This window comes from Mucilaginibacter sp. GW821-FHT07H05 (genome assembly GCF_059418485.1).
Genome location: NZ_JBWKPY010000006.1, coordinates 221,391 through 247,035, shown reverse-complemented (window position 1 = coordinate 247,035; position 25,645 = coordinate 221,391). Strand labels below are relative to the sequence as shown.

The 25,645-nt window shown below is 46.1% G+C and carries 24 protein-coding genes; 9 read left to right on the top strand and 15 right to left on the bottom strand.

All coding sequences use genetic code 11. The features are described 5' to 3' along the window. Position 1: 1 nt before the first annotated feature. On the top strand, positions 2-736 hold the full coding sequence (locus tag AC07M6_RS17535) for a YoaK family protein (RefSeq protein ID WP_494891635.1): 735 nt from the start codon (positions 2-4) through the stop codon (positions 734-736). 95 nt (positions 737-831) lie between these two features. Then, positions 832-1,176 (top strand): hypothetical protein, encoded by a 345-nt coding sequence (locus AC07M6_RS17530; RefSeq protein ID WP_494891633.1) that lies wholly within the window; start codon positions 832-834, stop codon positions 1,174-1,176. Between the two features lie 635 nt (positions 1,177-1,811). On the opposite strand, the gene hemN is transcribed toward AC07M6_RS17530, so the two are convergent. From hemN to AC07M6_RS17490, 8 genes are all read right to left on the bottom strand, one after another. Further along, entirely contained in the window at positions 1,812-3,173 is a 1,362-nt protein-coding gene (gene hemN / locus AC07M6_RS17525; protein ID WP_494891631.1) for an oxygen-independent coproporphyrinogen III oxidase, read from the bottom strand. 6 nt (positions 3,174-3,179) lie between these two features. Beyond that, entirely contained in the window at positions 3,180-3,608 is a 429-nt protein-coding gene (locus AC07M6_RS17520; RefSeq protein WP_494891629.1) for a lactate dehydrogenase, read from the bottom strand. A gap of 112 nt (positions 3,609-3,720) precedes the next feature. Beyond that, complete coding sequence (locus AC07M6_RS17515; RefSeq protein ID WP_494891627.1) at positions 3,721-4,509, bottom strand: L-fucose dehydrogenase; 789 nt, start codon at positions 4,507-4,509, stop codon at positions 3,721-3,723. A gap of 2 nt (positions 4,510-4,511) precedes the next feature. Further along, positions 4,512-5,342: an amidohydrolase family protein gene (locus AC07M6_RS17510; protein ID WP_494891625.1), complete on the bottom strand. Its 831-nt coding sequence runs from the start codon at positions 5,340-5,342 to the stop codon at positions 4,512-4,514. Further along, on the bottom strand, positions 5,329-6,186 hold the full coding sequence (locus AC07M6_RS17505; RefSeq protein WP_494891623.1) for a fumarylacetoacetate hydrolase family protein: 858 nt from the start codon (positions 6,184-6,186) through the stop codon (positions 5,329-5,331). The genes AC07M6_RS17510 and AC07M6_RS17505 overlap by 14 nt, the downstream gene beginning before the upstream one ends. Positions 6,187-6,191: 5 nt before the next feature. Next, positions 6,192-7,484 (bottom strand): alpha-L-fucosidase, encoded by a 1,293-nt coding sequence (locus tag AC07M6_RS17500; RefSeq protein ID WP_494891621.1) that lies wholly within the window; start codon positions 7,482-7,484, stop codon positions 6,192-6,194. A 1-nt stretch (position 7,485) separates the two neighbouring features. Then, entirely contained in the window at positions 7,486-8,250 is a 765-nt protein-coding gene (locus AC07M6_RS17495; protein ID WP_494891619.1) for an SDR family NAD(P)-dependent oxidoreductase, read from the bottom strand. A 304-nt stretch (positions 8,251-8,554) separates the two neighbouring features. Then, on the bottom strand, positions 8,555-9,274 hold the full coding sequence (locus tag AC07M6_RS17490) for a DUF6515 family protein (protein WP_494891617.1): 720 nt from the start codon (positions 9,272-9,274) through the stop codon (positions 8,555-8,557). Positions 9,275-9,482: 208 nt separating this feature from the next. On the opposite strand from AC07M6_RS17490, the gene AC07M6_RS17485 reads away from it, so the two are divergent. Next, a complete protein-coding gene (locus AC07M6_RS17485) occupies positions 9,483-11,108 on the top strand; it encodes an NADP-dependent glyceraldehyde-3-phosphate dehydrogenase (protein ID WP_494891614.1) in 1,626 nt (541 codons plus the stop codon). Positions 11,109-11,354: 246 nt separating this feature from the next. Further along, positions 11,355-13,061 (top strand): sodium:solute symporter family transporter, encoded by a 1,707-nt coding sequence (locus tag AC07M6_RS17480; RefSeq protein WP_494891612.1) that lies wholly within the window; start codon positions 11,355-11,357, stop codon positions 13,059-13,061. A gap of 358 nt (positions 13,062-13,419) precedes the next feature. Here AC07M6_RS17480 and AC07M6_RS17475 read toward each other — a convergent pair whose 3' ends face one another. Further along, complete coding sequence (locus tag AC07M6_RS17475) at positions 13,420-15,258, bottom strand: FAD-dependent oxidoreductase (RefSeq protein WP_494891611.1); 1,839 nt, start codon at positions 15,256-15,258, stop codon at positions 13,420-13,422. 53 nt (positions 15,259-15,311) lie between these two features. Here AC07M6_RS17475 and AC07M6_RS17470 point away from each other — a divergent pair, with 53 nt between their 5' ends. Together AC07M6_RS17470 and AC07M6_RS17465 are read left to right on the top strand one after the other, a co-directional pair. After that, entirely contained in the window at positions 15,312-16,988 is a 1,677-nt protein-coding gene (locus AC07M6_RS17470) for an amidase (RefSeq protein WP_494891610.1), read from the top strand. Position 16,989: 1 nt separating this feature from the next. Next, the gene (locus AC07M6_RS17465) at positions 16,990-17,517 is read left to right on the top strand and encodes a YfiT family bacillithiol transferase (RefSeq protein ID WP_494891609.1); all 528 of its coding nucleotides are present in this window, start codon (positions 16,990-16,992) and stop codon (positions 17,515-17,517) included. Between the two features lie 127 nt (positions 17,518-17,644). On the opposite strand, the gene AC07M6_RS17460 is transcribed toward AC07M6_RS17465, so the two are convergent. Both AC07M6_RS17460 and AC07M6_RS17455 read right to left on the bottom strand, forming a co-directional pair. Then, a complete protein-coding gene (locus AC07M6_RS17460; protein ID WP_494891607.1) occupies positions 17,645-17,893 on the bottom strand; it encodes a GNAT family N-acetyltransferase in 249 nt (82 codons plus the stop codon). Next, positions 17,893-18,177, bottom strand: coding sequence for a GNAT family N-acetyltransferase (locus AC07M6_RS17455; RefSeq protein WP_494891606.1), 285 nt, complete (start codon positions 18,175-18,177; stop codon positions 17,893-17,895). Before AC07M6_RS17455 ends, AC07M6_RS17460 begins: the two co-directional genes overlap by 1 nt. A 175-nt stretch (positions 18,178-18,352) precedes the next feature. On the opposite strand from AC07M6_RS17455, the gene AC07M6_RS17450 reads away from it, so the two are divergent. After that, a complete protein-coding gene (locus AC07M6_RS17450; protein ID WP_494891605.1) occupies positions 18,353-20,851 on the top strand; it encodes a S9 family peptidase in 2,499 nt (832 codons plus the stop codon). 109 nt (positions 20,852-20,960) lie between these two features. Here AC07M6_RS17450 and AC07M6_RS17445 read toward each other — a convergent pair whose 3' ends face one another. After that, entirely contained in the window at positions 20,961-21,485 is a 525-nt protein-coding gene (locus AC07M6_RS17445) for an HdeD family acid-resistance protein (protein WP_494891604.1), read from the bottom strand. Positions 21,486-21,741: 256 nt separating this feature from the next. On the opposite strand from AC07M6_RS17445, the gene AC07M6_RS17440 reads away from it, so the two are divergent. Then, complete coding sequence (locus AC07M6_RS17440; protein WP_494891602.1) at positions 21,742-22,287, top strand: peroxiredoxin; 546 nt, start codon at positions 21,742-21,744, stop codon at positions 22,285-22,287. A 212-nt stretch (positions 22,288-22,499) separates the two neighbouring features. After that, positions 22,500-23,084 carry a carboxymuconolactone decarboxylase family protein gene (locus AC07M6_RS17435; protein ID WP_494891600.1) on the top strand — a complete coding sequence of 195 codons (585 nt, stop codon included), beginning with the start codon at positions 22,500-22,502 and terminating at the stop codon, positions 23,082-23,084. 88 nt (positions 23,085-23,172) lie between these two features. Here the strand turns inward: AC07M6_RS17435 and AC07M6_RS17430 are convergent, their stop codons facing one another. The 3 genes from AC07M6_RS17430 to AC07M6_RS17420 form a co-directional block, all read right to left on the bottom strand. Next, entirely contained in the window at positions 23,173-23,544 is a 372-nt protein-coding gene (locus AC07M6_RS17430) for a TfoX/Sxy family protein (RefSeq protein WP_494891598.1), read from the bottom strand. A gap of 8 nt (positions 23,545-23,552) precedes the next feature. Beyond that, on the bottom strand, positions 23,553-24,110 hold the full coding sequence (locus AC07M6_RS17425; RefSeq protein ID WP_494891596.1) for a pyridoxamine 5'-phosphate oxidase family protein: 558 nt from the start codon (positions 24,108-24,110) through the stop codon (positions 23,553-23,555). A 185-nt stretch (positions 24,111-24,295) separates the two neighbouring features. After that, positions 24,296-25,528 carry a D-alanyl-D-alanine carboxypeptidase/D-alanyl-D-alanine-endopeptidase gene (locus AC07M6_RS17420; RefSeq protein ID WP_494891594.1) on the bottom strand — a complete coding sequence of 411 codons (1,233 nt, stop codon included), beginning with the start codon at positions 25,526-25,528 and terminating at the stop codon, positions 24,296-24,298. Positions 25,529-25,645 lie beyond the last annotated feature (117 nt).

Here is a 25,645-nt window from a genome sequence, read left to right as displayed (position 1 = left end):
CATGTTAAGACATTTAGGCACCAAAAGAACCTACGGGCATAATGTTAAATTAGCATCGTTACTGGGCATTACTGCCGGCTTTGTAAACGCCGCCGGGTTTTTAGGTTTCTCGGTATTAACCACTAATGTTACCGGGCACGCGGCTTTGTTTGCCGAGCGCATAGCCCTGCAGGATTGGCAAACAGCACGGGTTGTTGCCCTATGGATGTTCCTTTTCCTTGCCGGGGCATTTATTTCGGGGCTTATTGTTTCACGCATTGGGCGTAACCAGCAATACTCGTACGTGATCCCTATATTAATTGAAATAGTAATCCTGATAAGCGTTGCCCTGTCGGGTTCCCGGTACGATCATAGCCTGATTGCCAAAGAACTATTTGCCGGAAGCCTGCTTTTTGCCATGGGCTTACAAAACTCGCTGGTATCCATGGTGTCCGGCTCGGTAGTGCGTACCACACATCTTACAGGCACCTTTACCGATCTGGGGATTGAACTGGCCCAATACCTGCAAAAAAAGCAGGAAGATAAGCGTGCCCTGATAGCCAAAATAAAGCTGCGCACGGCCATTATTGTTTTTTTTATGCTGGGCGCCTTAGCTGGTGCATACTTGTTTCGCTATATTGGTTTTCATGCTTTTCTTATACCCGTAATTATCCTGTTTTACACCTTAGGGTATGATGTTCTCCGAATCTATATTAAGCGCTATTACCGGCACCGGCACAGGATGGCCGGTAAGTAAAATATGTGACCGGTATCATGTTTCAGTTTGTCAACAATCATGGTATAAAAGGGCCATACGGGCCATCTTTGTTTCAATAAAAAAACAAAAAGATCATGGCAACAACAATTAACGCCGCCGCGCACTGGGGCAACACACAAACCCGCAAAACAAATTTTAATATCTGGAAAAAATGGCTGGCTTTCGCCGATAGTCAATCTAAAAATAAACTCTTGTGGTTCCTGGTATCGTTAATTTTCCAGGGCGTGTTTTTCCTTCCCCTGCCGGCAGTGTTAACCTTTTATTTTGGCGCCCCTATATACCTGTTAGTTATTACCCTCTCTTTATTTTTCACTAATGTAATAGCCGGGATGGGCGGCTCGGGCATACGTACCATATTATCCCTGTTTGCATTAAGTGTAATTATACATTTATGTATGATGCTGATATACGCTTTTTAGTATTAATACCCTTTCCCCAAATTATAAACTTAATGGAAACTGTTAGTTGCAAACGCGCTAACGGTTTTTTTATATCTAAACAAAGTTAAAGAGCATACATAAACTGACAGAGCAGAAGATCTCTCCTCAATCAGTTCCCTTAACCACCGCTGTTCGTTACCCATGACAGATTTAGCGCAGGAGGTGTCATGGTGAGCTTGTCGAACCATGGTGGGCAGGCCTGCGTATGACGTGTTTTTTCATGGGTTCCCGACAGCAAAAGAGCTTCCGGGTGAAAGCGGGCAGAACATGCTGGCCTGCGGCGGCAGGAGGGCATCAGCGTTTTGCAGAAGCGGGGACAAGCGGGTGCGATAGCGGGGCAAATAAGCGTAGCCGTGGTTCTGCCCGTTTTGCAGCGTAAAGGCCACGTGCGGCAAAGGAAGCATTTTTGCTGTCTTGATTTTTGGTTACTTTTTATCAAGAAAAAGTAACAATCTGCCCGGTGGCGATTGAGCCGGACAACGCTCACAAAGTGCAGAACCTGTCCTATGAGGTTGCCGCGCTATCGCTCGCAATGACAAATCTTTCTAACGTTATGAGCATCTTTAGCATCCACGGGATTTGATAACTCAGAATAACATTCGGTGATTCTTAACTTATATCGCCATGCTGAACAATTGGGTTGTGGGCTTATCAGCATACAGGCGGGCATCCAGCGCCATACAGATATTGCGCAAAAAGGGTTTGCCTTCGGGGGTTACCGTCACGCCCCATGAGTTTAGTTCAATTAAGCCGTCGTCGGCTAAAGGCTGCAGGCGGTCGATGCCATCAAATATAGCGGGGCAGGGTTCGGTATGGTGGTTCCAGCTGGTATGCCCTTTACACATGATATTTAAAATATGCTTGCGGATGATCAGGTCTTCCCCTGTCATGATGTGGCCTTTAAAAACAGGCAGCTCATTTTCGTTTACGCGCTTTAAATAATCCTCTAAAGTTTTAGTATTCTGCGCGTAAGCATAGCAGGCATCGCTAATGGACGATACCCCAAGCCCTATCAGCAATTGGGTGCTATAAGTAGTATAACCCATAAAATTACGATGCAGGGTTTCCGAATTTTTAGCCTGCAGCAAATCATCGCCGGGCAAGGCAAAATGGTCCATCCCTATTTCTTCGTAACCATAACTTCTTAATAAGCCATTGCCTATTTCCTGTAGTTTTTTTTTGGTATGGGCATCGGGCAAATCCTTTTCGGTAAAACTGCGCTGCCCGGGTTTAAGCCATGGTACGTGCGCATAGCTGTAAAATGCTATCCTGTCGGGCATTAACTGTTTAACCAGGCTTAATGTATTGGCCAGGCCCGCTATGGTTTGCAGCGGTAAACCATAGATCAGGTCGTAATTGACTGAGGTATAGCCTATCCGGCGCGCCTGCTCTGTAACCTCCAAAACCTGTTCAAAGCTTTGCGAGCGGTTAATGATCTGCTGAACTTGGGGGTCAAAGTCCTGTATACCCAAACTTAGCCTCCTGAAACCCAGATGATATAACGTTTGTAAATGCTCGGTTGTGGTATTAGCGGGGTGGGCCTCAAAACTAAATTCGGCATGCGGATGAACGGTACTATCTTTTAATAAACCCGTAATTAGTTCTTCCAGGTTTTTAGCGCTAAAAAAGGTAGGTGTGCCCCCGCCTAAGTGTATTTCCCTGATAATGGGTTTAGCGCCCATTATTTGCTGATACATTTGCCACTCTTTTAATACGGCGGCTATATAGGGTTCTTCAACTTTATGATTTTTGGTAATGCGGGTATTGCAGCCGCAATAAGTACACAGGTTTTCGCAAAAGGGTAAATGGATGTACAGACTTATCCCTCCGGCCTCATTGCATTCGGCAAACGCCCATTTTATACTGTGTTTCCATGCGTTAAGGTTAAATGCCGCTGTATCCCAATAAGGCACAGTTGGGTAGCTGGTATAGCGCGGTGCGGCCACATTGTATTTACCTTGCAGTTGCTGGCTCATATACAATCACTTCGTTAAGTTTTCGGGGGCGGGGATGGTACGGCAGTTATTAGCGCAGGCACAGGAATCGCCAACACATTTGTTTAGCTGGTACTTATCTAAGTTGCTGATGGTTTGATCGGCTATCTCCTGTGGCTCGTCCGACAGTACATTGGCCAGTTTGATATGATATTTAGCGGCAGCCTCTTTATCAAAGTGCCCCGACTCTTTTGACCGCGTAACAATAAACCGGATATTAAGCCCGGCCAGTTTTTCAATAACCGGGGCCGATACGTCATCCTGCTGGCTAATAATAACGGCATCCTTACCTGCGGCAAAAGCGGCGGTTTCCACACTCAGCGGATTCGATATCAGGGTAATATCGTGTTTTTTTTGATTGGCCTTCGCCAGGTATTCCTTCTCTGAAGGCTTTATACTATATGCAACTACTTTCATCCGCAAGTTTTTCTTAGCTCCAAAATTACCTTACGCGGATGAGTTAGGGTATGAGCGTAGTCAACAGGAAAAATGATTTTCGTCAGTTTTTCATTTTTGCCGGTCTGTAAAGTTAGGCATTGGCCAGGGCCCTGTCCAGGTGCACGTAGCCGCCATCTACATATAGAATCTGCCCCGTAGTATGGCTTGATCGTTGCGAGAGCAGGAAGGCCGTGGTATTGGCTATCTCTTCGGCTGTGGTCATCCGTTGTTCAAGCGGGATGCGTGATGTGATCTCTTTTAGTTTTTCCTCGGGGTTTGGGAGGGTTTTTATCCAGGTGGCATATTGCGGCGTCCAGCATTCTGATACCACAATGGCGTTTACACGGATATCATATTTCAGCAATTCTACAGCCCATTCGCGGGTAAGGGCGTTACGGCCGCCGTTTGATGCCGCATAGCCCGATGTATGCCCCTGCCCGGTCTCGGCAGTTTTGGATGAAATATTCAGGATAGCCCCTTTTGATATTTTTAAAGCCGGCAGCGCGTAATGCACAATCAGGTAATAATGTACCAGGTTTTTATGCAGCGAAGCAATAAATCGCTCATAATCGCCGTCTTCCAGTCCAACCCCATCGTTTACACCGGCGTTATTTACTATGCCTTCTATACGGCCAAATTCGGCCAAAACGGCATCTATAGCCTGTTTACAGGCTTCGGGTTTTGATAGCTCGGCTACAACCTGGAAGGCCTGGCCACCTGCTGCCTTTATACTGTTCACCAACAGTAAATTATCTTCTTTATTGCGGCCTACCACTACCGGGATGGCGCCCTCTGTGGCTAATGCCCTGCAAATGCCTTCGCCAATACCCTTAGCGCCGCCGGTAACCACAATCACTTTATTTTTTAACAGCAGGTCCATAATTATAGGTTATAAAAGTTAGTTGCGTTTCCGCCGAATATCATTTCTTGCTCATCAGCCCTAAATTGCTGCGTGTACGTTTCTACTATGGCTTTCATAGCGGTATAATCTGCAGCTACCAGGCAAACCGGCCAATCCGAACCGAACATGACGCGGCCTGTACCAAAGGCATTAAATACTACATCCAGGTATCTGGTAAAAGTATCGTTGTCCCAGTTATGCCAGTCGGCCTCGGTAACCATGCCCGATACCTTGCAGCATACGTTTTTATTAGTAGCCAGCAGTTCTATTTCAGCCGCCCAGCTATCTATTTTCCCGCCTTTAATATCCGGCTTGGCGATATGGTCGAGCACAAATTTTTGCTGGGGAAATTCCTTTGCCAGTTTATCCGCATATTTCAGCTGATCCGGAAAGATCAGGATATCATAAGTAAACCCGTATTTGTGCAGCAGGCCAATACCACGTTTAAAATCGGGCTCCAACATCAGCGCCCGGTTAGGTTCGCCCTGCAATACATGCCGGAAACCCTTCATTAGCTTAGTGTGACTGTAAAACTCCAGGCGTTCTTCTACATTGCCGGCACGCAGGTCAACCCAGCCAACAATGCCTTTTATAAAATCATTACCCTCGGTCAGCTGCAGTAAAAAAGCGTTCTGTTCTTCGCTTTGATCGGCCTGGACGGCTATGCAGCCATTTATGCCATTTTGTTTAAGCACAAATTCCAGGTCGCCCGGCAAGAAATCACGCTGAATCGAACGCATCTCCTCATTGATCCAACTGTCTCTCACCGGGTCGAAAACCCAGAAGTGCTGATGCGCATCAATTTTTAGCATACGGTACTAATAATTGTTTTGATGTGCCTAATCCGTCGATACCTAATTCAACCACATCGCCTGCTTTTAAATAAACAGGCGGTTTAAAGCCCAGGCCAACGCCCGCTGGGGTACCGGTAGAAATAACATCGCCCGGCAGCAGGGTCATAAACTGACTTACGTAGTGTATAAGGTATGGTATCTTAAATATAAAATTTGCGGTAGTTCCGTTTTGCATGGGCTGCCCGTTAACGGTTAACCATAGTTTCAGGTTATCTACGTCGGCAATTTCATCCGGCGTTGCCAAAAACGGCCCCATCGGCGCAAAGGTATCGCAACCTTTGCCTTTGTCCCAGGTACCATTACGCTCTAACTGAAATTCGCGTTCGGATACATCATTATGCAAAACATAGCCGGCTATATAATCAGCGGCGTCGGCTTCATCCACGTAACTTGCTTTTTTACCAATTACAAAAGCCAGCTCCACTTCCCAATCCGTTTTAACCGAGTTTTTGGGGATCACGATGTTATCGTTAGGCCCTGTAAGCGATGTAGTGCTTTTCATAAAGATAACCGGCTCGGGCGGCAGGGGGGCGTTGGTTTCATGCGCATGGTCGGCATAGTTAAGGCCGATACAAACAATTTTAGACGGTCGGGCGATGGGGCTTCCCAAACGCTCGTTATCACTAACGCGGATCAGCTTCCCCTGGTTGGCTTTTACAAACTCTTCCAGGCGCGCCAGGCCGTTATCCTCAAAAAACTGCTCATTATAATCGCCGCCAAAGGCCGACGTATCATACTTCACATCGTCTATGATCACCCCTGTTTTTTCCTGGCCTGCTTGTCCGTATCGTATTAATTTCATGCGTATTAATTAGTTGTTAGTTTAATAATGGTATCGTTAGGGTCGGTTGCTATATTATCCAGGTATATAAATACACCTTCGGGCTGTTGCTTAAACTTCACAACACTGCCATCGGCCAATAAGTTAGCTTTAGTAACCTTGCCTGTTAATTGCGGAATAAACAGGTATGGCTGGCCGGGTTTGTTTACTACATGCACATACATGGTTTTGTTTTTTTGCGTTACCACACCCCATGGCTGCGGGGGGATATTGCTGCCCCTGGTACCGTAAATGCTTTCAGCGTTTTTGTTTACCCAAGCACCCACAATAGCCAGGGTATCGGTAAATTCCGGCTGGATCTTTCCGTTAGGCATAGGGCCTATATTCAATAAAAAATTGGCGTTGCGCCCGGCCGCATTCACCAGGTAATGGATAATTTGTTTGGATGATTTAAAGCTTCTGTCGGTAATGTTAAATCCCCAGCTGTTATTAATGGTTTCGCAGGTTTCTAACGGTAGTGCACCTATTTTTGATTGTCCACTAAAACCCGCTGTATTACCACCCGGTAAATCTTTTTCAAACATCTGGAAGTCTTCGCCATCCATAGGTTCCAGATGATGGTTATTGCCTACCATAATAGCGGGGTTTAATTTATGGATCAACCCATATATTTCGTTATAGTGCCAGTCGGCCTTGGTGCGCTCCCAGTGGCCGTCAAACCAAATACCTTTTACGCCGGGGTACCGGGTAATCAGCTCGGTAAGCTGCGTTTTCATAAAGTTTATATAACTATCCCAATCGCCTTTGCTTGGTTTGCCGTTAACTATCGGGCTGCCATAGGCGTAATCTTTACGGCCCCAATCCAGCAGCGAATAATAAAAATGCAGCTCAATCCCTTCCTTTACACATTCCTGCGCCAGTTCCATCATCGGGTCTTTATGATAAGGGGTTGCATCAACAATATTATAAGGCGATGCCTTGGTGCCAAACATGCTAAATCCATCATGATGCCGCGAGGTAACCGTAATGTATTTCATACCCGCGCGCTTGGCAAACTGAACCCAATCGTGCGCGTTAAAAGCCTGTGGGTTAAAAAAGTCGGCCAGGCGTTTATAGCTATCATAGGGAATGCTCTTTTGGTTCATCACCCACTCTCCGGCACCCAGTTCACTGTAGATGCCCCAATGGATAAACAGCCCGAATTTCATGTCCTGAAATTTCTCGCGCTGGGCCAGGTTATCCGCCGTTGGCACATAGTTTTGAGCATTTGCTCTCACGGCGCCAACCAGCGCGGCTATCAGAAAGAGTTTTTTCAGCATCTTAATTATTCAATTTAATAAATCCGCCGTCGATATGGTAATCGCAGCCGGTAATAAATGAGGCCTCATCCGAACATAAATATAAGATAAGGGTAGCAATCTCTTCGGTGTTACCCATCCGGCCAATCGGCTGCGATTTGGATAATTTCTCAAACACTTCCTTCTCCTGCCCCGGGTAGTTTTTGGCAATAAAGCCATCAACAAAAGGGGTATGCACACGGGCGGGGCAAATGCAATTACAACGGATGTTATCATGGATATAATCGCGCGCTACGGATAAGGTCATGGCCTGTACAGCGCCCTTGCTCATAGAGTAAGCAAACCTGTCGGCTATACCTACCACCGCGCCGATGGACGACAGGTTAAGTACCACGCCGCCGCCGTTTTTCACCATCATGGGCAAAGCGGTATGCAGGCAGTTATAAACGCCTTTTACGTTAATGCGGAACACCCGGTCAAAATCCTCTTCACTGGTATTATCAGCTTTACCTACATGGGCTATCCCGGCATTATTTACCAGGATGTTGATAGTGCCAATGGCTGTTAATACTTTTTCTACCTGTGCACGGTTACTTACATCGCAAACATGTGCCACAGCCTGGCCCCCGGCTTGTTTTATTTCTTCAACAACTTCGGTGGCCTGTATCTCATTTAAATCAAGAATATGGCTGATAGCGCCTTGCTTAGCAAATAATATAGCCGCGGCACGGCCAATGCCACTGCCACCGCCGGTAACTACGGCAGTTCTTCCGCTCAGATCAAACATGTTTTTTTAATAATAAAGGTAGCTGATAATATTGGCTGTTATACAATTTCAAATTAAGTAAAAGATTAGCCGATAATAAGCCCGCCCGATTGTCAAAGTATTCAATTATTTTGTCGAAATACCGGAGAGTTATTTTGTTGGGAGGAATATAGGGTTTAACACCTCACCCTGCCCTCTCCAAAGGAGAGGGTTCTAAAACAAAAATCAAAAGCCCTCCCCTCTCGGGGAGGGTTGGGAGGGGTGCCATAAAAAAGGGATGCACATCTGTACACCCCTTTCCATTATATATGTTGATTTCTGGATATTATGGTTTAACCGGCGCTTCGTTTTCGGGCACGCTGGCAATGCGGTAGGTAACGTTTTTATTGGTGTCGGTTACTTCCTCGTAGTAAATATCATCAGCAGATACATAATAGGTTTTGCTGTTCAGTGTGATCTTGCGGCAACCATCAGGCAGCTGGCTAACAACGTCGCCCACCTGCGGGATATGCTGGTCGGCCGGTTGCGCGGCATTATCTGTATTTAAAACACCGTCCTTACCCGATACGATGAATACTTTTTTGCCTTTCTCATCCACACCTTCTTTATAGTAAACACCGTTCATCTCGTAATACTGCTGCCCGTCTATCAGAATAGGATGCGCGTTTGATGGTATTTGCGGTACAGCGGCGCCTATTGGCGGGGCAGCTATCTCATACCCATTGTTTAATGGGCGGTAAAACGTACCTCCGTAATAAAAATACTGGTCGGCCCCGTACCAGAACGGATAGTATCCGTAAGGTAAGGCATTAATAAAGAAACCTATACGCGGGTAAGCATAGTATGGGCGATAATAGCCCAGCCCAAAACTTAAACGCGGGCCGCCAAAACCAAAGCCGAACCCCGGCCTGCCAATACCCACATGCACACTACCCCTGCCACCAAAGCCGCCGCGGCCGCGTTGCGCGCTGGCCGTATCTGCTAAAACTAAAATTAAACACCCGGCAAGCAATAAGCCGGAAATGCTTGTAAATGCCCTTTTCATGATCTTAAATTTTATTGTAAAACGAATTTCCATAATAAAATTGTGTAATTGACTCAAAAAAACTTACCGGGTTTAAAGTCTTCATTAAAACTTCATTAATTTTCGGATAATGTTGGCCGGGTTATAGTTTATTTGCTTTAAAATCGCTTTCTTTGGTCACAGCCTTGATACACTAAGGCATTTTTTTCAAACTAAACAATATTTTTCAATGACGAGTTTTCAAGACCAGCTCAGCGCGTTGTTTTTGGATGAGGGCCAAATACCGGAACAGTACCGGATAGAGGAAGTCCATCAGCGCGAATACTTAAGCAATGGCGAAATGAAAAAATGGGACGGCCCGGTTAGCGAAGTTTATTCGCCCATTATGGTGCCCACCCCCGATGGTTTAAAACGTAAACTGATAGGCACTTATCCTATCGGTACCGAAAAAGAGGCTAACGAAGCGCTTGATGCCGCTATAGCCGCTTATGATAACGGCCGCGGCGAATGGCCTACCATGAGTGTGGGCGACCGCATTAAATGCATGGACCATTTTGTTTACAAGATGCTGGAGCAGCGCGACCTGGTGATCAAACTGATCATGTGGGAAATCGGTAAATCCCTGGCCGATTCGACCAAGGAATTTGACCGTACCGTTGAATATATTACCGCTACTATAGATGCGCTGAAGGATATCGATCGCCAATCATCACGGTTTGAAATAGCCGAGGGTGTTGTGGCGCAGATCCGCCGCTCGCCGCTGGGTGTGGTGCTTTGTATGGGCCCGTTCAACTATCCGTTAAACGAAACCTTTACTACGCTGATACCCGCTATTATTATGGGTAACACCCTGCTTTTTAAACCACCTAAGCATGGTACGCTTTTACACTATCCATTACTGAAAGCCTTCCAGGAATCGTTCCCTAAGGGGGTAGTGAATACGGTTTACGGCCGTGGTGCAAGCGTAACCCCGGGCTTAATGCAAACCGGTAAAATTAATGTGCTGGCCTTTATCGGATCGAGCAAGGTGGCTAACGACTTAAAGAAAGCCCACCCTAAACTGAACCGCCTGCGTGCTGTTTTAAGTTTGGATGCTAAGAACGCAGCCATCGTAACTAAAAACGCCGATTTAAAGCTGGCTGTAAGCGAGTGTATTTTAGGCGCATTATCGTTCAACGGACAGCGTTGTACCGCTATTAAATTAATATTTGTACATAAGGAAGTAGCCGACGAGTTTAACACCCTGTTAAGCGAAGCAGTATCTAAATTGCAACCCGGCCTGCCGTGGACCAAAGGTGTAAACCTTACCCCGGTTACCGAACCCGGCAAACCGGCCTATTTAAAAGAGTGTATTGATGATGCCATAGCCCATGGCGCCAAAGTGATTAACGAAAACGGTGGCGCAACTGCCGGATCGTTCTTTTTCCCGGCCGTGGTTTACCCGGTTAACGAGAAAATGAAGCTTTACCGCGAAGAGCAGTTTGGCCCGGTGATCCCGGTGATCCCTTTTGAATCGATAGAAGAGCCGATCAAATACCAGATCGATTCGCCGCATGGTATGCAGGTAAGTCTTTTCAGTAACGACCCGAAAGAACTGGCCGCGCTGATAGATCCGTTTGTGAACCTGGTGAGCCGTGTAAACATTAACGCCCAATGCCAGCGTGGCCCGGATGTGTTCCCTTTCACCGGCCGCAAGGACAGTGCCGAGGGTACCTTATCAGTTAACGATGCCTTGCGCGCGTTCTCTATCCGGTCATTAGTGGCTACCAAAATGAACGAGGCTAACAAACACCTGATCAATGAGATCGTAAACGATAGCGATTCGAACTTTTTGAGTACCAAGTTTATCCTATAAACTCCCTGTTATTTTTCTAAAAAGCGGCCATGTGCCGCTTTTTTTATGACCTATCCGTATGTTTTATTACAAAAAAACAATCGATTGCAATTTATTTAAACGGCTTATTTGTAATATTTAAAATATAGTTTACATTTAGCATCTCAAAATTTGATAAACCACAAATAATCCATTATAATTGTCATTCGTACACTAATAAACCCTTTGCAATCAAATAAACCAATTATATAAATCTTAAATGTCATTATGAATAAATTTACAACTATTGATTACGTCATATTCCTGATCTATTTTGTGATCGTATCGACGTATGGCTACATGGTGTACCGCAAAAGGAACAAAAAGGCCGTATCCGGCAGTCATGATTTTTTCCTGGCCGAAGGTTCGCTTACCTGGTGGGCTATTGGCGCCTCGCTGATCGCATCTAACATATCTGCCGAGCAATTTATTGGTGCCAGCGGGCAAGGCTTTACCGTAGGTGTGGCCGTAGCAGCCTATGAGTGGATAGCCGCTATAGCGCTTATTGTTGTGGCCGTGTGGTTTATACCGGTATATCTCAAAAACAAGATCTTCACCATGCCGCAGTTTTTAGAAACGCGGTATAACAAAACGGTGAGTTTAATTATGGCCATTTTCTGGTTGTTTCTTTATGTTTTCGTTAACTTAACTTCTATTTTATATCTCGGTGCCGTAGCTATCAGCAGCTTGCTTGGCGGCGGTGTAAACATGTTGCACATTATTATTATCGCGTTAGCTGTTTTTGCATTAGCTATCGCATTGGGTGGCATGAAGGTAATTGGCTATACCGACGTTATACAGGTATTAGTATTGGTAATAGGCGGCCTGGCTACCACTTATATTGCCTTAACGCTGGTAAGCGAGCATTTTGGCTTAGGCAAAGATGCTATTGCCGGTTTTAAAGCCATGCTCAAAGATTCTCCCGATCACTTCCACATGATACTGGCTAAACCTAAACCTGGCGACTCGCAGGAGTATGTAAACAAGTATTTATTGTTACCGGGCATTGCCATGTATTTTGCCGGCCAGTGGATAGTTAACCTTAACTATTGGGGCTGTAACCAATACATCACCCAAAGGGCTTTAGGTTCGGATATTAAAACTGCCCGTACCGGTATTTTATTTGCAGGTTTAATGAAACTGGCTATGCCGGTTATTGTGATCCTGCCGGGTATTGCCGCTTATGTAATCTATAAAAACGGCGGTTTGCAAAATGAAATGACTGCAGGTGGCCATTTAAATGCCGATAACTCTTATTCGGCTGTACTTGGATTTTTACCTAATGGTTTAAAAGGCCTTTCTGTTGCCGCGTTAACGGCTGCTATAGTAGCTTCTTTGGCGGGTAAGGCTAACAGTATATCCACCATTTTCACCATGGATATCTACAAAAAATACATTAAAAAGGATGCCGACGAAGCAGGCATGGTGAATATGGGTAAATGGATCATCGCTTTATGTTTGGTTATTTCCATTGGCCTAACCTGGAGCGATACTTTGGGCATTGGCGGCGAGGGTGGTTTCACCTTTATCCAAAAATATACCGGCTTTATCAGTCCGGGTATATTTGCCATATTCATTCTTGGTTTCTTCTGGAAACGTACTACAGGCGCAGGTGCTATCGTAGGTATTTTGACAGGCTTTGCCATGTCGGTGTTGTTTAACAATTTTGCACCAAAACTATTTGGCAATGAAACGTTCCTGTATACGGCCTTCCTTAACAAAGATGGTATATACGAAATTCCGTTCCTGATCTGTATGGGCTTATCGTTCCTGTTCACCATGATTGCTATTATACTGGTGAGCCTTGCCGGACCGAAGATCAATCCGAAATCATTTGTGTTAGACAAGGGTATGTTTAAGGTTGACCCACGCACATTGGCACTGATTGTAGTGACCTTATTATTACTTGCAGCCCTTTATATCAGGTTCTGGTAATCGTATATTACAATAAACAAAAAAGGAGCACCCTAATGGATGCTCCTTTTTTGTTGGATAATACTATGGATAAATATTTCCTTTGCTTTATCCCCCCCTTTATAGGGTAATAGCCCATCACATTTAGGGTAGCCCCTGGCCGGGGCATTATAGTTTCTATTGGGTTTTCTACAAACAGGTAGTCCCTCTGGGACATAGTACCTGACTTATCCAATCCGCTACAACTTCTGTGTCCCAGAGGGACTACCTGTTTGTAGCACGATGAAAAAAGAATGAAATTGTCCCCAGCGGGGACTACCCTTATAAATTCATATCCGAAATGCCTATTCCTGGGCTATTACTCTTTATAGGCTGGAGCTTAATTCACCACCCTGCCCGTAATATCCACTTTAGTAGAATAGGGGTTCAGGTATTTATTTACCAGCACTGCAAACTCGTAACGGGTTACGGGGCGCTGCGAATCGAAAGGCTGTTTAAATTTATAGGTTTCCTGCCATTGCTTTTTAAGGTTAAGTTGCAGGATTTTAGGCTCGGTAAGCGTATAATCGCTGATATAGGATAACAGGTCTCCAACGGTGAAAACTTCGCCCGGTTTGTTTTTGGTGAACCAGATAAAGGCACGGGTAAATATCTCTAATAAAACAGGTTTAATATCAGCGGTAGCTACCGTACTATCGGGTTTAAACAGTACTTGCACGCCCTTACCGTTAGACTGGTGGATCTGTCTTAACAGCCCCGTTGCCGTAACCTGTTGTATCGAACGGAAGTATTTATCGGTAGTGGGGATATCCGCATAAGGATACAGCATGCCTTTATAATCCAGTATCTCGGTTTGTACTACGCGCACCTCTACATTTTTAGTACTCCTTTCATAATCCCAAAAAAATGCGCAGTACGCTGCTGTAGCGCCGGCGCCCTGACCTATGGCCATTTGTACCGATGGGTAAAAGGTACTGGCGTTAACCAGGTGAGTTGTGCTCATCCCCTTTTCGGTCACAATCAGGTTAACGGTATTGCCTGGCAACACCGTTCCAAGCGGAATAGTATAAGCCGGCAAGGGCGGATAGTTAGTTTTGGGCGCGTCCGGGTCGGCATAATGCTGGCCAAAACCGGCATCGCCAAAAGCAATGGAGGTGCGGTATAAGGTATTGGCGTAGGGGGTGTAGATCTCGTTCAGGGTCATGCGGGTTTGTCCTTTAGCCCGGCGGTATTCGCGCATGTAAGGGATATAAGGTAAATGATCAGGCGAGCCAAACTCATGATCATCTATACCAATGTTTCTAAAGCCTAGTTCGGTTTGCAGGTAATAAACCAACCCGAGGGTATGCAGCCTTACCGATTTATAATAAGCATCGCGTTTCTCCGGGCTTAACTGATCAACGGTTACGCCATAGGCGTTCTCCGTCCATTTTATCATGTATTTATCGTTAGGCAAACGGCCAGCCTCCAGCATTTTTTTAATGTCCTTGCCTTTCAGGTTTACGTACCGTGCCGGGTCGTACCCCTCGGGCTTCGCCATCAGGTAAATGGTGTTCTTTTCAAACTCTTTTACCACGGCTACCCAGGTAATGTCTTCAATAATAGGCAAAGGTTTATCAGGTGCAAGGGCTTCGCCGGTTTCCTGTTTACTATCAAACCCGGTTTTAAATTGCACACCGGCCTTCGCGGCTACTTCCGATAATTGGGTAGCATCAACCACCGCTTTTGCTTTAATGGTTACCGGTTTGCCATTCAGTACAACGCTTACTTCCCAGCCGTTGCCGTCTTTTTTAATATCCGTAAACTGCGTGTTAAAGCGTACGGTTAGGTTTTTTACGGTATCACATAACTTTTTCAGGATGGCCGCGCCGGTATATGGCTCAAACCGCAGCGGGGCGGTAGCGCTGGTATCATAACCGGGCGTGCGCTTATAAAAATCGCGGACACGCTTCCTAAACTCGCCCCATATACCTGCCGAAAGGCTACGGTTAGCGTCCAGTATGCACATGCCGCCTGCGGTCATTTCGCCGCCCAACCAGGGGCCGCTTTCAATTAACAGTGTTTTTATTTTACCATTAGTGCCGCTGCGCGCGCTCTGGATAGCCGCCGCTACTCCGCTTGCGCTACCGCCAACTACCAATACATCGGTTTTAATTGTTTCGGCAAAAGCGGCCGAAAAAGGGGCCAGTAATAATAGTATCAGTAACTTTTTTAGCATGATTTTAAATAAACAAATACAAAACGCTAAATTAGGGCAAAGCATTATGCAGCATGAAAAATAATACCCTAAAGTACGTTACAATTTTTGCAATAAGTGGGTTAAGCTTTGTTTTAGGAGCATTTGTTACCAAATCGCTGGAACGGATGCCTATTACCGTATCCATGGTGCAGGAAGCTTCTAAAATATTCAATATCGATTTTAGCCCGGCCCAGTCTGATTCGATGCTGAACAACCTGAACCAATGGAACATCAATTATGAAAGGCTGCGCCAGGTAAAAATGCCCAATAGCGTTGTGCCCGCACTTAACTTTAACCCCGTACCGATAGGTTTTGTTTCGCCGGATAAAACGAACGGATTTGTATTGGCTAAAGCTGCCAAATTGAAGTTGCCGGCCGATAAAAACGAACTGGCGTTTTATACCATCCGCCAACTGGCCGAACTGATCCGGACCAAGCAGATCACTTCGGTTGAACTAACACAGTTCTTTATCGACCGCCTGAAAAAATACAACAGCAAACTGCTGTTTATGGTGACACTTACCGATGAATACGCTTTAAAGCAAGCCGCCAAAGCCGACCAGGAAATACAAAGCGGGCACTACAAAGGCGTGTTGCATGGTATCCCTTATGGTGTGAAAGATCTGCTGGCGCAAAAGGATTATAAAACCACTTTTGGTTCGGTACCCTATAAAGATCAGAAACTGGATGTAGATGCCACCGTAATTACTAAGCTGGAAGCCGCCGGGGCTGTAATGTGTGCCAAACTAACCTTAGGCGAACTGGCCCAGGGGGATGTGTGGTTTGGCGGGAAAACAAAAAACCCCTGGGATATTACCCGTGGCTCCAGTGGATCGTCAGCCGGGCCGGCATCGGCCGTGAGCGCGGGCTGCTTGCCTTTTGCCATCGGGTCTGAAACTTTAGGGTCTATCGTATCACCATCCAGCGAATGCGGCGATACGGGTTTGCGCCCATCATTTGGCCGCGTAAGCAAATACGGCGCAATGGCTTTAAGCTGGAGCATGGATAAACTGGGCCCCATCGCCCGCAGTGTGGAAGATGCCGCCATTGTGTTTAACGCCATACAAGGTACCGACCCTAACGATTTAAGTACTATTGCGGCTACTTTTAATTACAACGGCACAGGCAAAAGTTTGAAAGGCTATAAAATTGGTTATACCAAAACAGACTTTGAACGCAAATCGCAAAACCAGGCGAGCGATTCGCTTACTTTAGCCAAATTGCGGGAGTTGGGTGCGGAACTGATCCCGATAGAGTATCCTAAACTACCCATCAGTTCGATGACCATCATTTTAGATGCTGAAGGTGCAGCCGCCTTTCAGGATTTAGTACTGGAGCATAAAATGGACGGGATGATATTGCAGGGCAGAAATGCCTGGCCAAATACTTTCCGCTCGTCGCACTTTATCCCTGCTGTTGAATATGTGCAGGCCAACCGCGTGCGTACTTTGGCTATACAGCAATGGTACGAAAAGCTGAAAGGCCTGGATCTGTATATCACCCCATCATTCGGTAACCTGAACCTGAACCTCACCAACCTGACCGGCAATCCCTGCGTAGTTTTGCCCAACGGCTTTAACCAGCGCGGCCGCCCGCTAAGTATTACCTTTATGGGCCAGCTTTTTGGCGAGGGCAAATTGCTGCAGGCAGCAGGCATTTACCAAAACGCCACCGATTTCCATACCAAACACCCTGCACTAAACTTTTAACATGTTAACAGACGAACAAATGCGCTACCCGATAGGGAAATTTGAAGCGCCCTTATCCTACCCTGCCGGAACTATTACCAACTGGATAGCCAGCATTGCGGCCATCCCCGGCAAAGTACGCCAGGCTACGATGGGCCTTACCGAAGTGCAACTGAACACACCCTACCGCACCGGCGGCTGGACCATCAGGCAAGTGGTGCACCACATCGCCGACAGCCACATGAATAGCTTAATGCGCTTTAAATGGGCTATGACCGAGAATAACCCCACCATTAAACCCTATGACGAAGCCGGCTTTGCCCTGCTGGCCGATTATAAACTGCCGATAGAATCGTCCCTGAAAATGCTGGACGGGATCCATCAGCATATGGTAGCTTTATTTGAAAGCTTTAATGAAGATGATTTGAACCGCACCTTTACCCATCCTGCATCTGGGGAAACATCGCCTTTGAAAAAGATCATCGGCATGTATGCCTGGCATGGGGAGCATCATTTGGCGCATATAACGGAGACCGTGAAGAAGTTTTGACCATGATTATCGCCCTTGTTGTCATTGCGAGGAGCAGCGTGGGAATGCGAGAGAGGGCGACGTGGCAATCCCGTAGTTTGCTCTGCATACGACGAGATTGCCGCGCTATCGCTCGCAATGACAAAACTTAATCCCGGTTCAGACCATAAATATGCTCATCCAGCACTTCCCCATTTTTAATAACCGATTTTTGAATAATACCCTGTTTAGTAAACCCCGTTTTTTCCATCACCCGCATGCTTGCCGGGTTTTTGCTGAGTACAAAAGCCACGATACACATCACATCTAAATGAGCAAAGGCGTAATCGGTTACTAATTTTACGGCCTGCGGCATCATACCTTTACCCCAATAATGTTCGGCCAGCCAATAACCCATTAGCGGGGTTTTACGGTATACATCCTGACGGAATTCAAAGCCAATGCCCCTACCACTTCATCGCCTATAGCTATCGCGAAGTTGATAACCGGATCCTGGTTTTGCCAGTGATTAATCCAGGCTTCGGCGGCTTCTATAGTGTAGGGCGACGGAAATCTGTCTAATAAAAAATCGGATATGTTTTTATTGTCCGCATTCCGCTGTAATGATGCCGCATCACTTGGATACCAACCGCGGAGTATGAAGCCATTGCCTTTTAGTTCCATTTTGTTTATCATTTTCATTTCGCAATTGGCATTTCGACCTCCGAAATCAACCAGTTCCATTTTAGTTTATTCTTGTCATTTCGCAATTGGCATTCCGGCTTTCGAAATCACCCGCTTCCATTTTGTAACAATAAAGTTCCTTAAAATTTAATATGTGGCAAAATGCTAAATTGCATCTGATTAATCCCTTTTCATGAAAAAAATCTTTACCCTATTATTTATTAGCGGTTGCTGGTATGCGGCATCGGCCCAAAAGCTGGAAAAACTGACCGTTGAGAACATTATGCGCGACCCCAAATGGATGGGCACCCAACCCACCAATGTAAGCTGGAGCGAAGACAGCAAAAAAATATACTTTACCTGGAACCCCGAAAATAAAGGCCGCGACGCCCAATACGTGATCACGCCGGAAGATATTAAACCCAAACTGGTAAGCCCGGAAGAGCGCCGCACCATGACCCCAACAATAGGCGAATGGAACAAAAAACATACGCTAAGATTAATAGAAAAAACCGGCGACATTTACATACTGGATGCCAAAACAAAAAAGGAAACACAACTAACCGCCACGGTCGATCGTGAAAGCAATGCATCATTCAGCGCCGATGAAAGCAAAGTACTTTATTTAAAAGGTGATAACTATTACGCTGTAACCTTAAACGGCGGCCTTACCGTGCAGTTGAGCAATTTTGTGCGTGGTACATCAGGCGCTGTATTGCCATTATCGCCAACATTAACCGGTGGTGCAGGCCGCAGGGGTGGTGCACAAGGCGGCGGACAAGGAGCAGGCGGCCGCGGTGGCGCGGCCCAGCAAAGCGGCAGCGAGCAGGACCGCTGGCTGCGTAACGAACAGATGAACCTGTTTGATGTATTAAAAGAACGCGCCAGCGCCGATCGTCAGGGTGGAGCCGGAGGGGGCGGCGGCCGTCGCGGTGGATTTGGCGGCGGTTTTGGCCAGCAACAGGGTAAACGCATGACCGAACTATTGGTTGAGGATAAAACCTTGACCGGTATTACTGTTAGTCCGGATGCGCGTTATGTAAGCTACCGTTTAATCAAACAGCCGGCCGAGCCGGGCAAAGTTGGCATCGTCCCCAATTATGTAACTACCAGCGGTTATACCGAAGATATTATTAACCGTACGAAGGTGGGCGCGCCGCAATCCACATCCGAATCATTTGTATACGATGCGCAGCGCGATACCATGTATAAGATCTCGATTGCTGAAATACCGGGGATTAAAGACCTGCCCGATTATGTAAAGGATTATCCGCAGCAATTGGAAGCCCGCAAAAAGGCTAACGAAGACCGTAAGGTAAGCATACAAGGCCCATCATGGAGCAGCGACGGCAAATACGCCGTAGTAGTGGTTACCTCGCAGGATAACAAAGACCGTTGGATCATGAAACTGGACCCGGAAACCGGCAAACTAAGTTTGCTGGACCGCCAGCGGGACGAGGCATGGATAGGCGGCCCGGGTATCAGCAGCTTTGGCGGCGGCACCGGTTGGCTGGATAATACTCATTTTTATTTCCAAAGCGAGGCTACGGGCTACTCGCATATTTATGTAATCGATCTATCAACCGGTACAAAAAGCCAGTTAACCAGCGGCAAATGGGAGGTATCCGGCCTGCAATTATCTAACGATAAAAAAAGCTTTTATTTCTCGGCCAATATGGATCATCCCGGCGTAAGCGATTTTTACCGGATGCCGGTAACCGGCGGTACGCCCGTTAAGCTAACCAGCATGAAGGGTGGTAACGAAGTAGAGATGTCGCCTGATGAAAAGTGGCTGGCTATCCGCTATTCGTATACCAATAAACCTTACGAGTTATATATTCAGGCCAACAAGCCCGGCGCAAAACCGGTACAGGTAACCAACTCGCAAACCGGGGAGTTTAAATCGTACCCGTGGCGCGCGCCCGAGATCTTCAGCTTTAAAAACCGTGGCGGGGCCGATATTTATGCCCGCGTTTATACGCCGGCCAACCCGCTGCCATCGCATCCGGCGGTGGTATTTGTGCATGGTGCCGGTTACTTACAGGATGTGATGTACAAATGGAGCACCTCCTATTTCCGCGAGTATATGTTTAACAATATGCTGGCCGATAACGGTTATACCGTGCTTGAAATTGACTATACCGGCAGCGCTGGTTACGGTCGCGATATCCGTACCGGCATTTATCGCCACATGGGCGGCAAGGATTTAACCGACCATATTGACGCCGTAAAGTTACTGACCGAGAAGTACGGCGTTAACCCGAAAAATGTAGGCATGTACGGCGGGTCGTACGGCGGTTTTATGACGCTGATGGCCCTGTTTACCGCGCCTGATGTATTTGCCGCCGGTGCAGGCTTACGCTCGGTAACCGATTGGGCGCACTACAATCACGGTTATACCGCTAATATTTTGAATGAGCCTTTTAATGACGAGAACGCATATAAACTAAGTTCGCCTATCAACTTCGCGGCTGGCCTGAAAGGCAGGTTGCTGATGTGCCATGGCATGGTTGATCAGAATGTAAACTACCAGGATATTGTTCGGCTAAGCCAGCGTTTAATAGAGTTGCATAAGGATAACTGGGAGCTGGCATCGTACCCGGTAGAAGACCACGGCTTTGTTGAACCCAGCAGCTGGACCGATGAGTATAAGCGGATCTATAAATTGTTTAAAGAGAGTTTGAATAATTAGTTTTTGTCATTGCGAGGAGCGCAGCGACGTGGCAATCTCATAGGCAGATCCAGCTTGCTTGTCCTATGAGATTGCCGCGCTATCGCTCGCAATGACAATTGCTTGTTTTTTATCCCCTTGGCCGCATCCTTAAGCCCAGCATAATATTCAGTACGCCGGTTGTCAAAAAGGCCAGTGCTGTCCAGATGATAATGGTCATGGTACCAAAGGCGGCATTGAACCATATCATCCCTACAAAAAGTGCCAGCGCCAGTCCTCCGATTATTAGCACTGCCGGGTTACCATGTTTGCGAAAAGTAAGCAGTGTGATTCCTTTAAACAGGAAGTAAAAGCCAATAACAATGCGCAGGATAGCCATACTGGCAGCCAAATGGCCCAGCAGGACAATACCCAGCAGCAGATCTATCAACCCAATAAACAAATGCCAGCCCCGGTTGCCCGAACCACGGTCCTGGTAAGCCCTCAGCAATTCGGCAATACCTGTTAGCAGGATAATTAAACCAAACATAAAACCAAGGGCCAGGTAGCCGCTAACTGGTGAAGCAAGCATATAAACACCTACCCCGGCAAACAATAATCCGCGTAAAATAAACACCCACCAGAGGCGCATACTGCGATCGACTGTAATTTCCATAACGTTTCCGTTTTATTTTGGAACTACCGAAGCGGGAAATAGTTTTGAAAGGAATCATCGCAATTTTGCAAAAACCGCAAAACAATAGGCTTAACAGGTTGCTTAATTCCAATTATCGAAATAGGAAACCTTTATATTTTAAATATTAATTATAGTATTTATCTATAATCTATCAATACATTCGATGGGAGAAACAGGGTCAAAAACCGTACTTTTGTAATAAATAAAGTAACAAAACTTAATAAAATATACCATTATGCTAACGATAGGACAAAAATTCCCTTCATTTTCTAAAACAGCTGTAGTAAGCATTGAAAAAGGCAAAGAGTTTGAAACCATCACTTCTGATTTTTTAGTGAATGAGGATAACGTTTGGACCGTAATGTTTTGGTGGCCAAAAGATTTCACTTTTGTATGCCCTACAGAGATTGCCGAGTTCAATAAAAACTATACCGAGTTTCGCGATCGTGATGCCCGTTTAATCGGCGCTTCTACCGATTCGGAATTTGTACATGCTGCATGGAGAAGAGATCATGACGATTTGCGCGATCTTAAGTTCCCGATGCTGGCCGATACTTCAAAATCATTGGCTGAAGACCTGGGTATTTTAGAACCAACCGAGAAGATCGCTTACCGTGCTACTTTTATTATCGACCCTCAGGGTGTCATCCGCTGGGTAAGCGTTAACGACCTGAGCGTTGGCCGTAACGTTAAAGAAGTTTTACGTGTACTGGATGGTTTACAAACCGACGAACTTTGCCCTTGCAACTGGGAAAAAGGCCAGGAAACTTTAACCGTTTAATTAAACGCTGTGGTTATTTAACCACAAAGTGCACTAAGATTTACACAAAGGCCACAAAGTATTTTCTATGTGGCCTTTGTTATTAATTAACAACCATTTTTTATAACCACTCTTAAACAAAAGGCAACACAAAAATATATTGAGCTTTAGCTTTGTGTACTTTGTGCATCCCTTCTTTGTGGCCTTTGTGGTTAAATTCTTCTACAAACATTATGAACGAAAGTACCGAGATCATTAACGAAATACTGACCGCTATTGGCGTGGATACCGCCTATCGTACCGAAAGCCTTACCCTGCTGGAAAAAGGCGAATCGCGCTATTTACGCGACCTGAAACTGAACTTTACCAGCACGCTTACATCCGAACATTTAAGCACTAAAGAGTGCGCATTACTGGGCTTAAGCGTAGCCGTTAATAATAACAACACCGTATTAACGCAATATTTTACCCGTTACGCCGCAGAGCAGGGCGCTACCGCGGCCGATGTGGCCGAGGCCGCAGGCTGTGCATCATTATTAGCTGCCAACAATGTATTTTACCGTTTCAGGCATTTTACACAAAAAGAAAAATATACACAGATACCTGCGCGTATCCGTATGCAGTTGATGATGAAACCGGTAACAGGCAAGGAGTTTTTTGAACTGATGAGCCTGGCTATATCTGCCGTTAACGGCTGCGAAATGTGCGTTAACGCGCACGAGGATTCCCTGATTAAACTGGCTACTACCGAGGAGCGCATTTTTGATGCCGTGCGTATTGCATCCCTGGTTACCGCAATGGGGAAGATCGTATTTTAATACAGCCCTCAACAGTATTTATGCCGAAGGCTTGCCTGTAAACACATGGCAAGCCTTCTTTTTATCTGGCCGGTGGGTGTTGCTTTGTTTAGGATGATCCAGCTTTTTTCCCGGCTTTTTGCTTAGCCTGGGATAAAGGCGCCCTGGGGTTATAATCAAGCGCGAGGTTTACCCAGTAAGCCAAATCGCGAGACGATCGTAACTCATCAAAATTAACAAACAAATAAGGTTTAATGGCTTTGCCTGCATGCACCATCGGGCTGCGGCCATCGTTTTCTATTTCAACATCATACACCTCCGGATCGATACGTACCAGCAAGGTATCCTTTTTTACACCGATGCAAATTTTATCATTTACCATAAAGCACCGGCCGCCAAACATGGTTTTCTCTTCCACGTTATCTGTTCTGTTAAAGATGAGTGCTCTTACCTGTCCGGCTATTTTTTCGTCGTAAGCCATACTTCATATCAATCATTAGCCACAGCCAGCGCTGTGGGCAGTCCATCTAAACTTACCAGGTTCTTTTCCTGCTTATACATTTCCAAACCTTGCGCTCCTTTGTTAAGCGCCCATTTTTCGGCATGGTCCCGCTCGCCGGCATATTCATAATAAGGTACGCTAAACCCGCACGATGTTTGTACCTGCTGCACATTGGTTACTATAATTTGGCGCGTTGCCAGCGGTAAAACAAAATGTGCCGATAGTTCGTCCCACTCCTCATGTCCGGGCAGTACGGTATAGCCCTGCCCATAAAGTCGTAAAATATTTGGTGGGCCATCAAAAGCGCAAAACATCAGGGTGATACGGCCGTTCTCCAGCACGTGTGCCGATGTTTCGTTACCACTGCCAACTATATCCAAATAAATAGCTTTTGTTGGCGATAGCACCTTAAAACTATCCATGCCTTTCGGCGATACATTAATATGCCCATTAGCACTAAGCGGCGCGGTGGCTACAAAAAACATTTTTTGCCTGGCTATAAACTCTTGATGCGCGGGGCTTATCTCATTAAAAAACTTACCCATGGTTTAATTATTGAGTGACTGAATTATTGAATGTTATCCAAATTTATGAATTGCCTTCCTAAAAAACGCCAGGTCATGCTGAACTTGTTTCAGCACCCCATGCGCAAGGTTTGCCACACCTATTTATCACCCGTCAGATGGGTTGCCGAAACAAGTTCGGCATGACTTTGAGGTATTCGTGCACCCTAAAAATTATTATGGATATAGGTCATTATTCGCACCATTTCATTCCGGATCTCGCCGGTGGGGCGGGTAAAATTATTGTTCATAAAACTATAAGCCAGGCGGTGCCCTTTGCGGGTTATCAGGTAGCCGCTTTGGTTGTGGTTGTTAGATAGCGTCCCGGTTTTGGCCCATACAAAGGGTACGCCATTATCGGTTTTATAAGCATTTTTAAGTGTCCCGTTTACGCCGCCGGCCGGCATCATGCTGTGTAATAATTTTTCGTCTTTAACTGCCTCCTGTATTTTGCATAACAGTTTTATAATGCTGCGTGGAGTAAACAGGTTAAAGCGCGATAAACCCGAACCATCAGCCCATATTGGCGCATCGGGCAAATCGTTCAGGTAGTTTTTTGTGGCATAGTTGATAACCGAATCTTTATTGAGCACGCCAAACTTAACCGACGAGCATACCAGCAGCAATTGCTCGGCAATAAAGTTATCGCTGGGCTGCAACATGCGCCGGTAAACCGAATCGGCATTAGCGTTGTAAATAGTTTTGGCGTCGGGCGGCAATGGCTGGTGCACCTCGTCCACAAACTTTTTCAGGGTATCCTGTAACATGGCCAGGGTTAGCGCCGGCGATGTTTTCCATGGGACTTCCTGCTTAAAATTTTTAGGGATGGCCATAGCCGGGTATACAAAATGATTATCAGTATAATTACGCTGTACATTAAATGCGCGCGGGCGATAAGTACTGTCGCGCGTTAAATAGGCTGAGAGGTAGGCCGGTTTAATTTTAAGCTTACCATCGGTACCGGCATATAGCAAGGCTACGTTATCTTCCAGCGGCAGCTCGTTAATTTCGGCCTGGTAGTAATCGTTATAATCGTTCCATGGCCAGCCCGGTTGAAAAAAGTTGCCGGTATACCGCCCCGACGAAAAATAAAGATGCTTATTGCTGGCCTTTAAAAAATCAAGTCCGCGGGTAGCTTTCAGGTCGCTGTGCAGGAATGACGGATCGCCGGTGGCCCAAAATATCAGCGAATCGCCCCGGGTTACATATTGCAGGGCGGGGATCGAATCGCCCAGCATGCGCAGGCTGGTATAAAAGGTAAACAGCTTAGTGTTTGATGCGGGGTTATAGTACTTATCATCATTAAGCTCGTATATCATTTGCTGCTTATCCAGGTCGTATAGTGCAAAACCGGTGAAATGGTCGTTCACAATGGCCGACTGTTTAAAAAGTTTTTGCACGCTGCTTTTTCTGACCAGCTGCGACTTGCAGGAAACGAGAAACATAGCCGCGGCCATTAAAAAGCAAAAAGGTGATATTCGCATACTGTTTTTGAATTTTATTGTTTTTATTATACC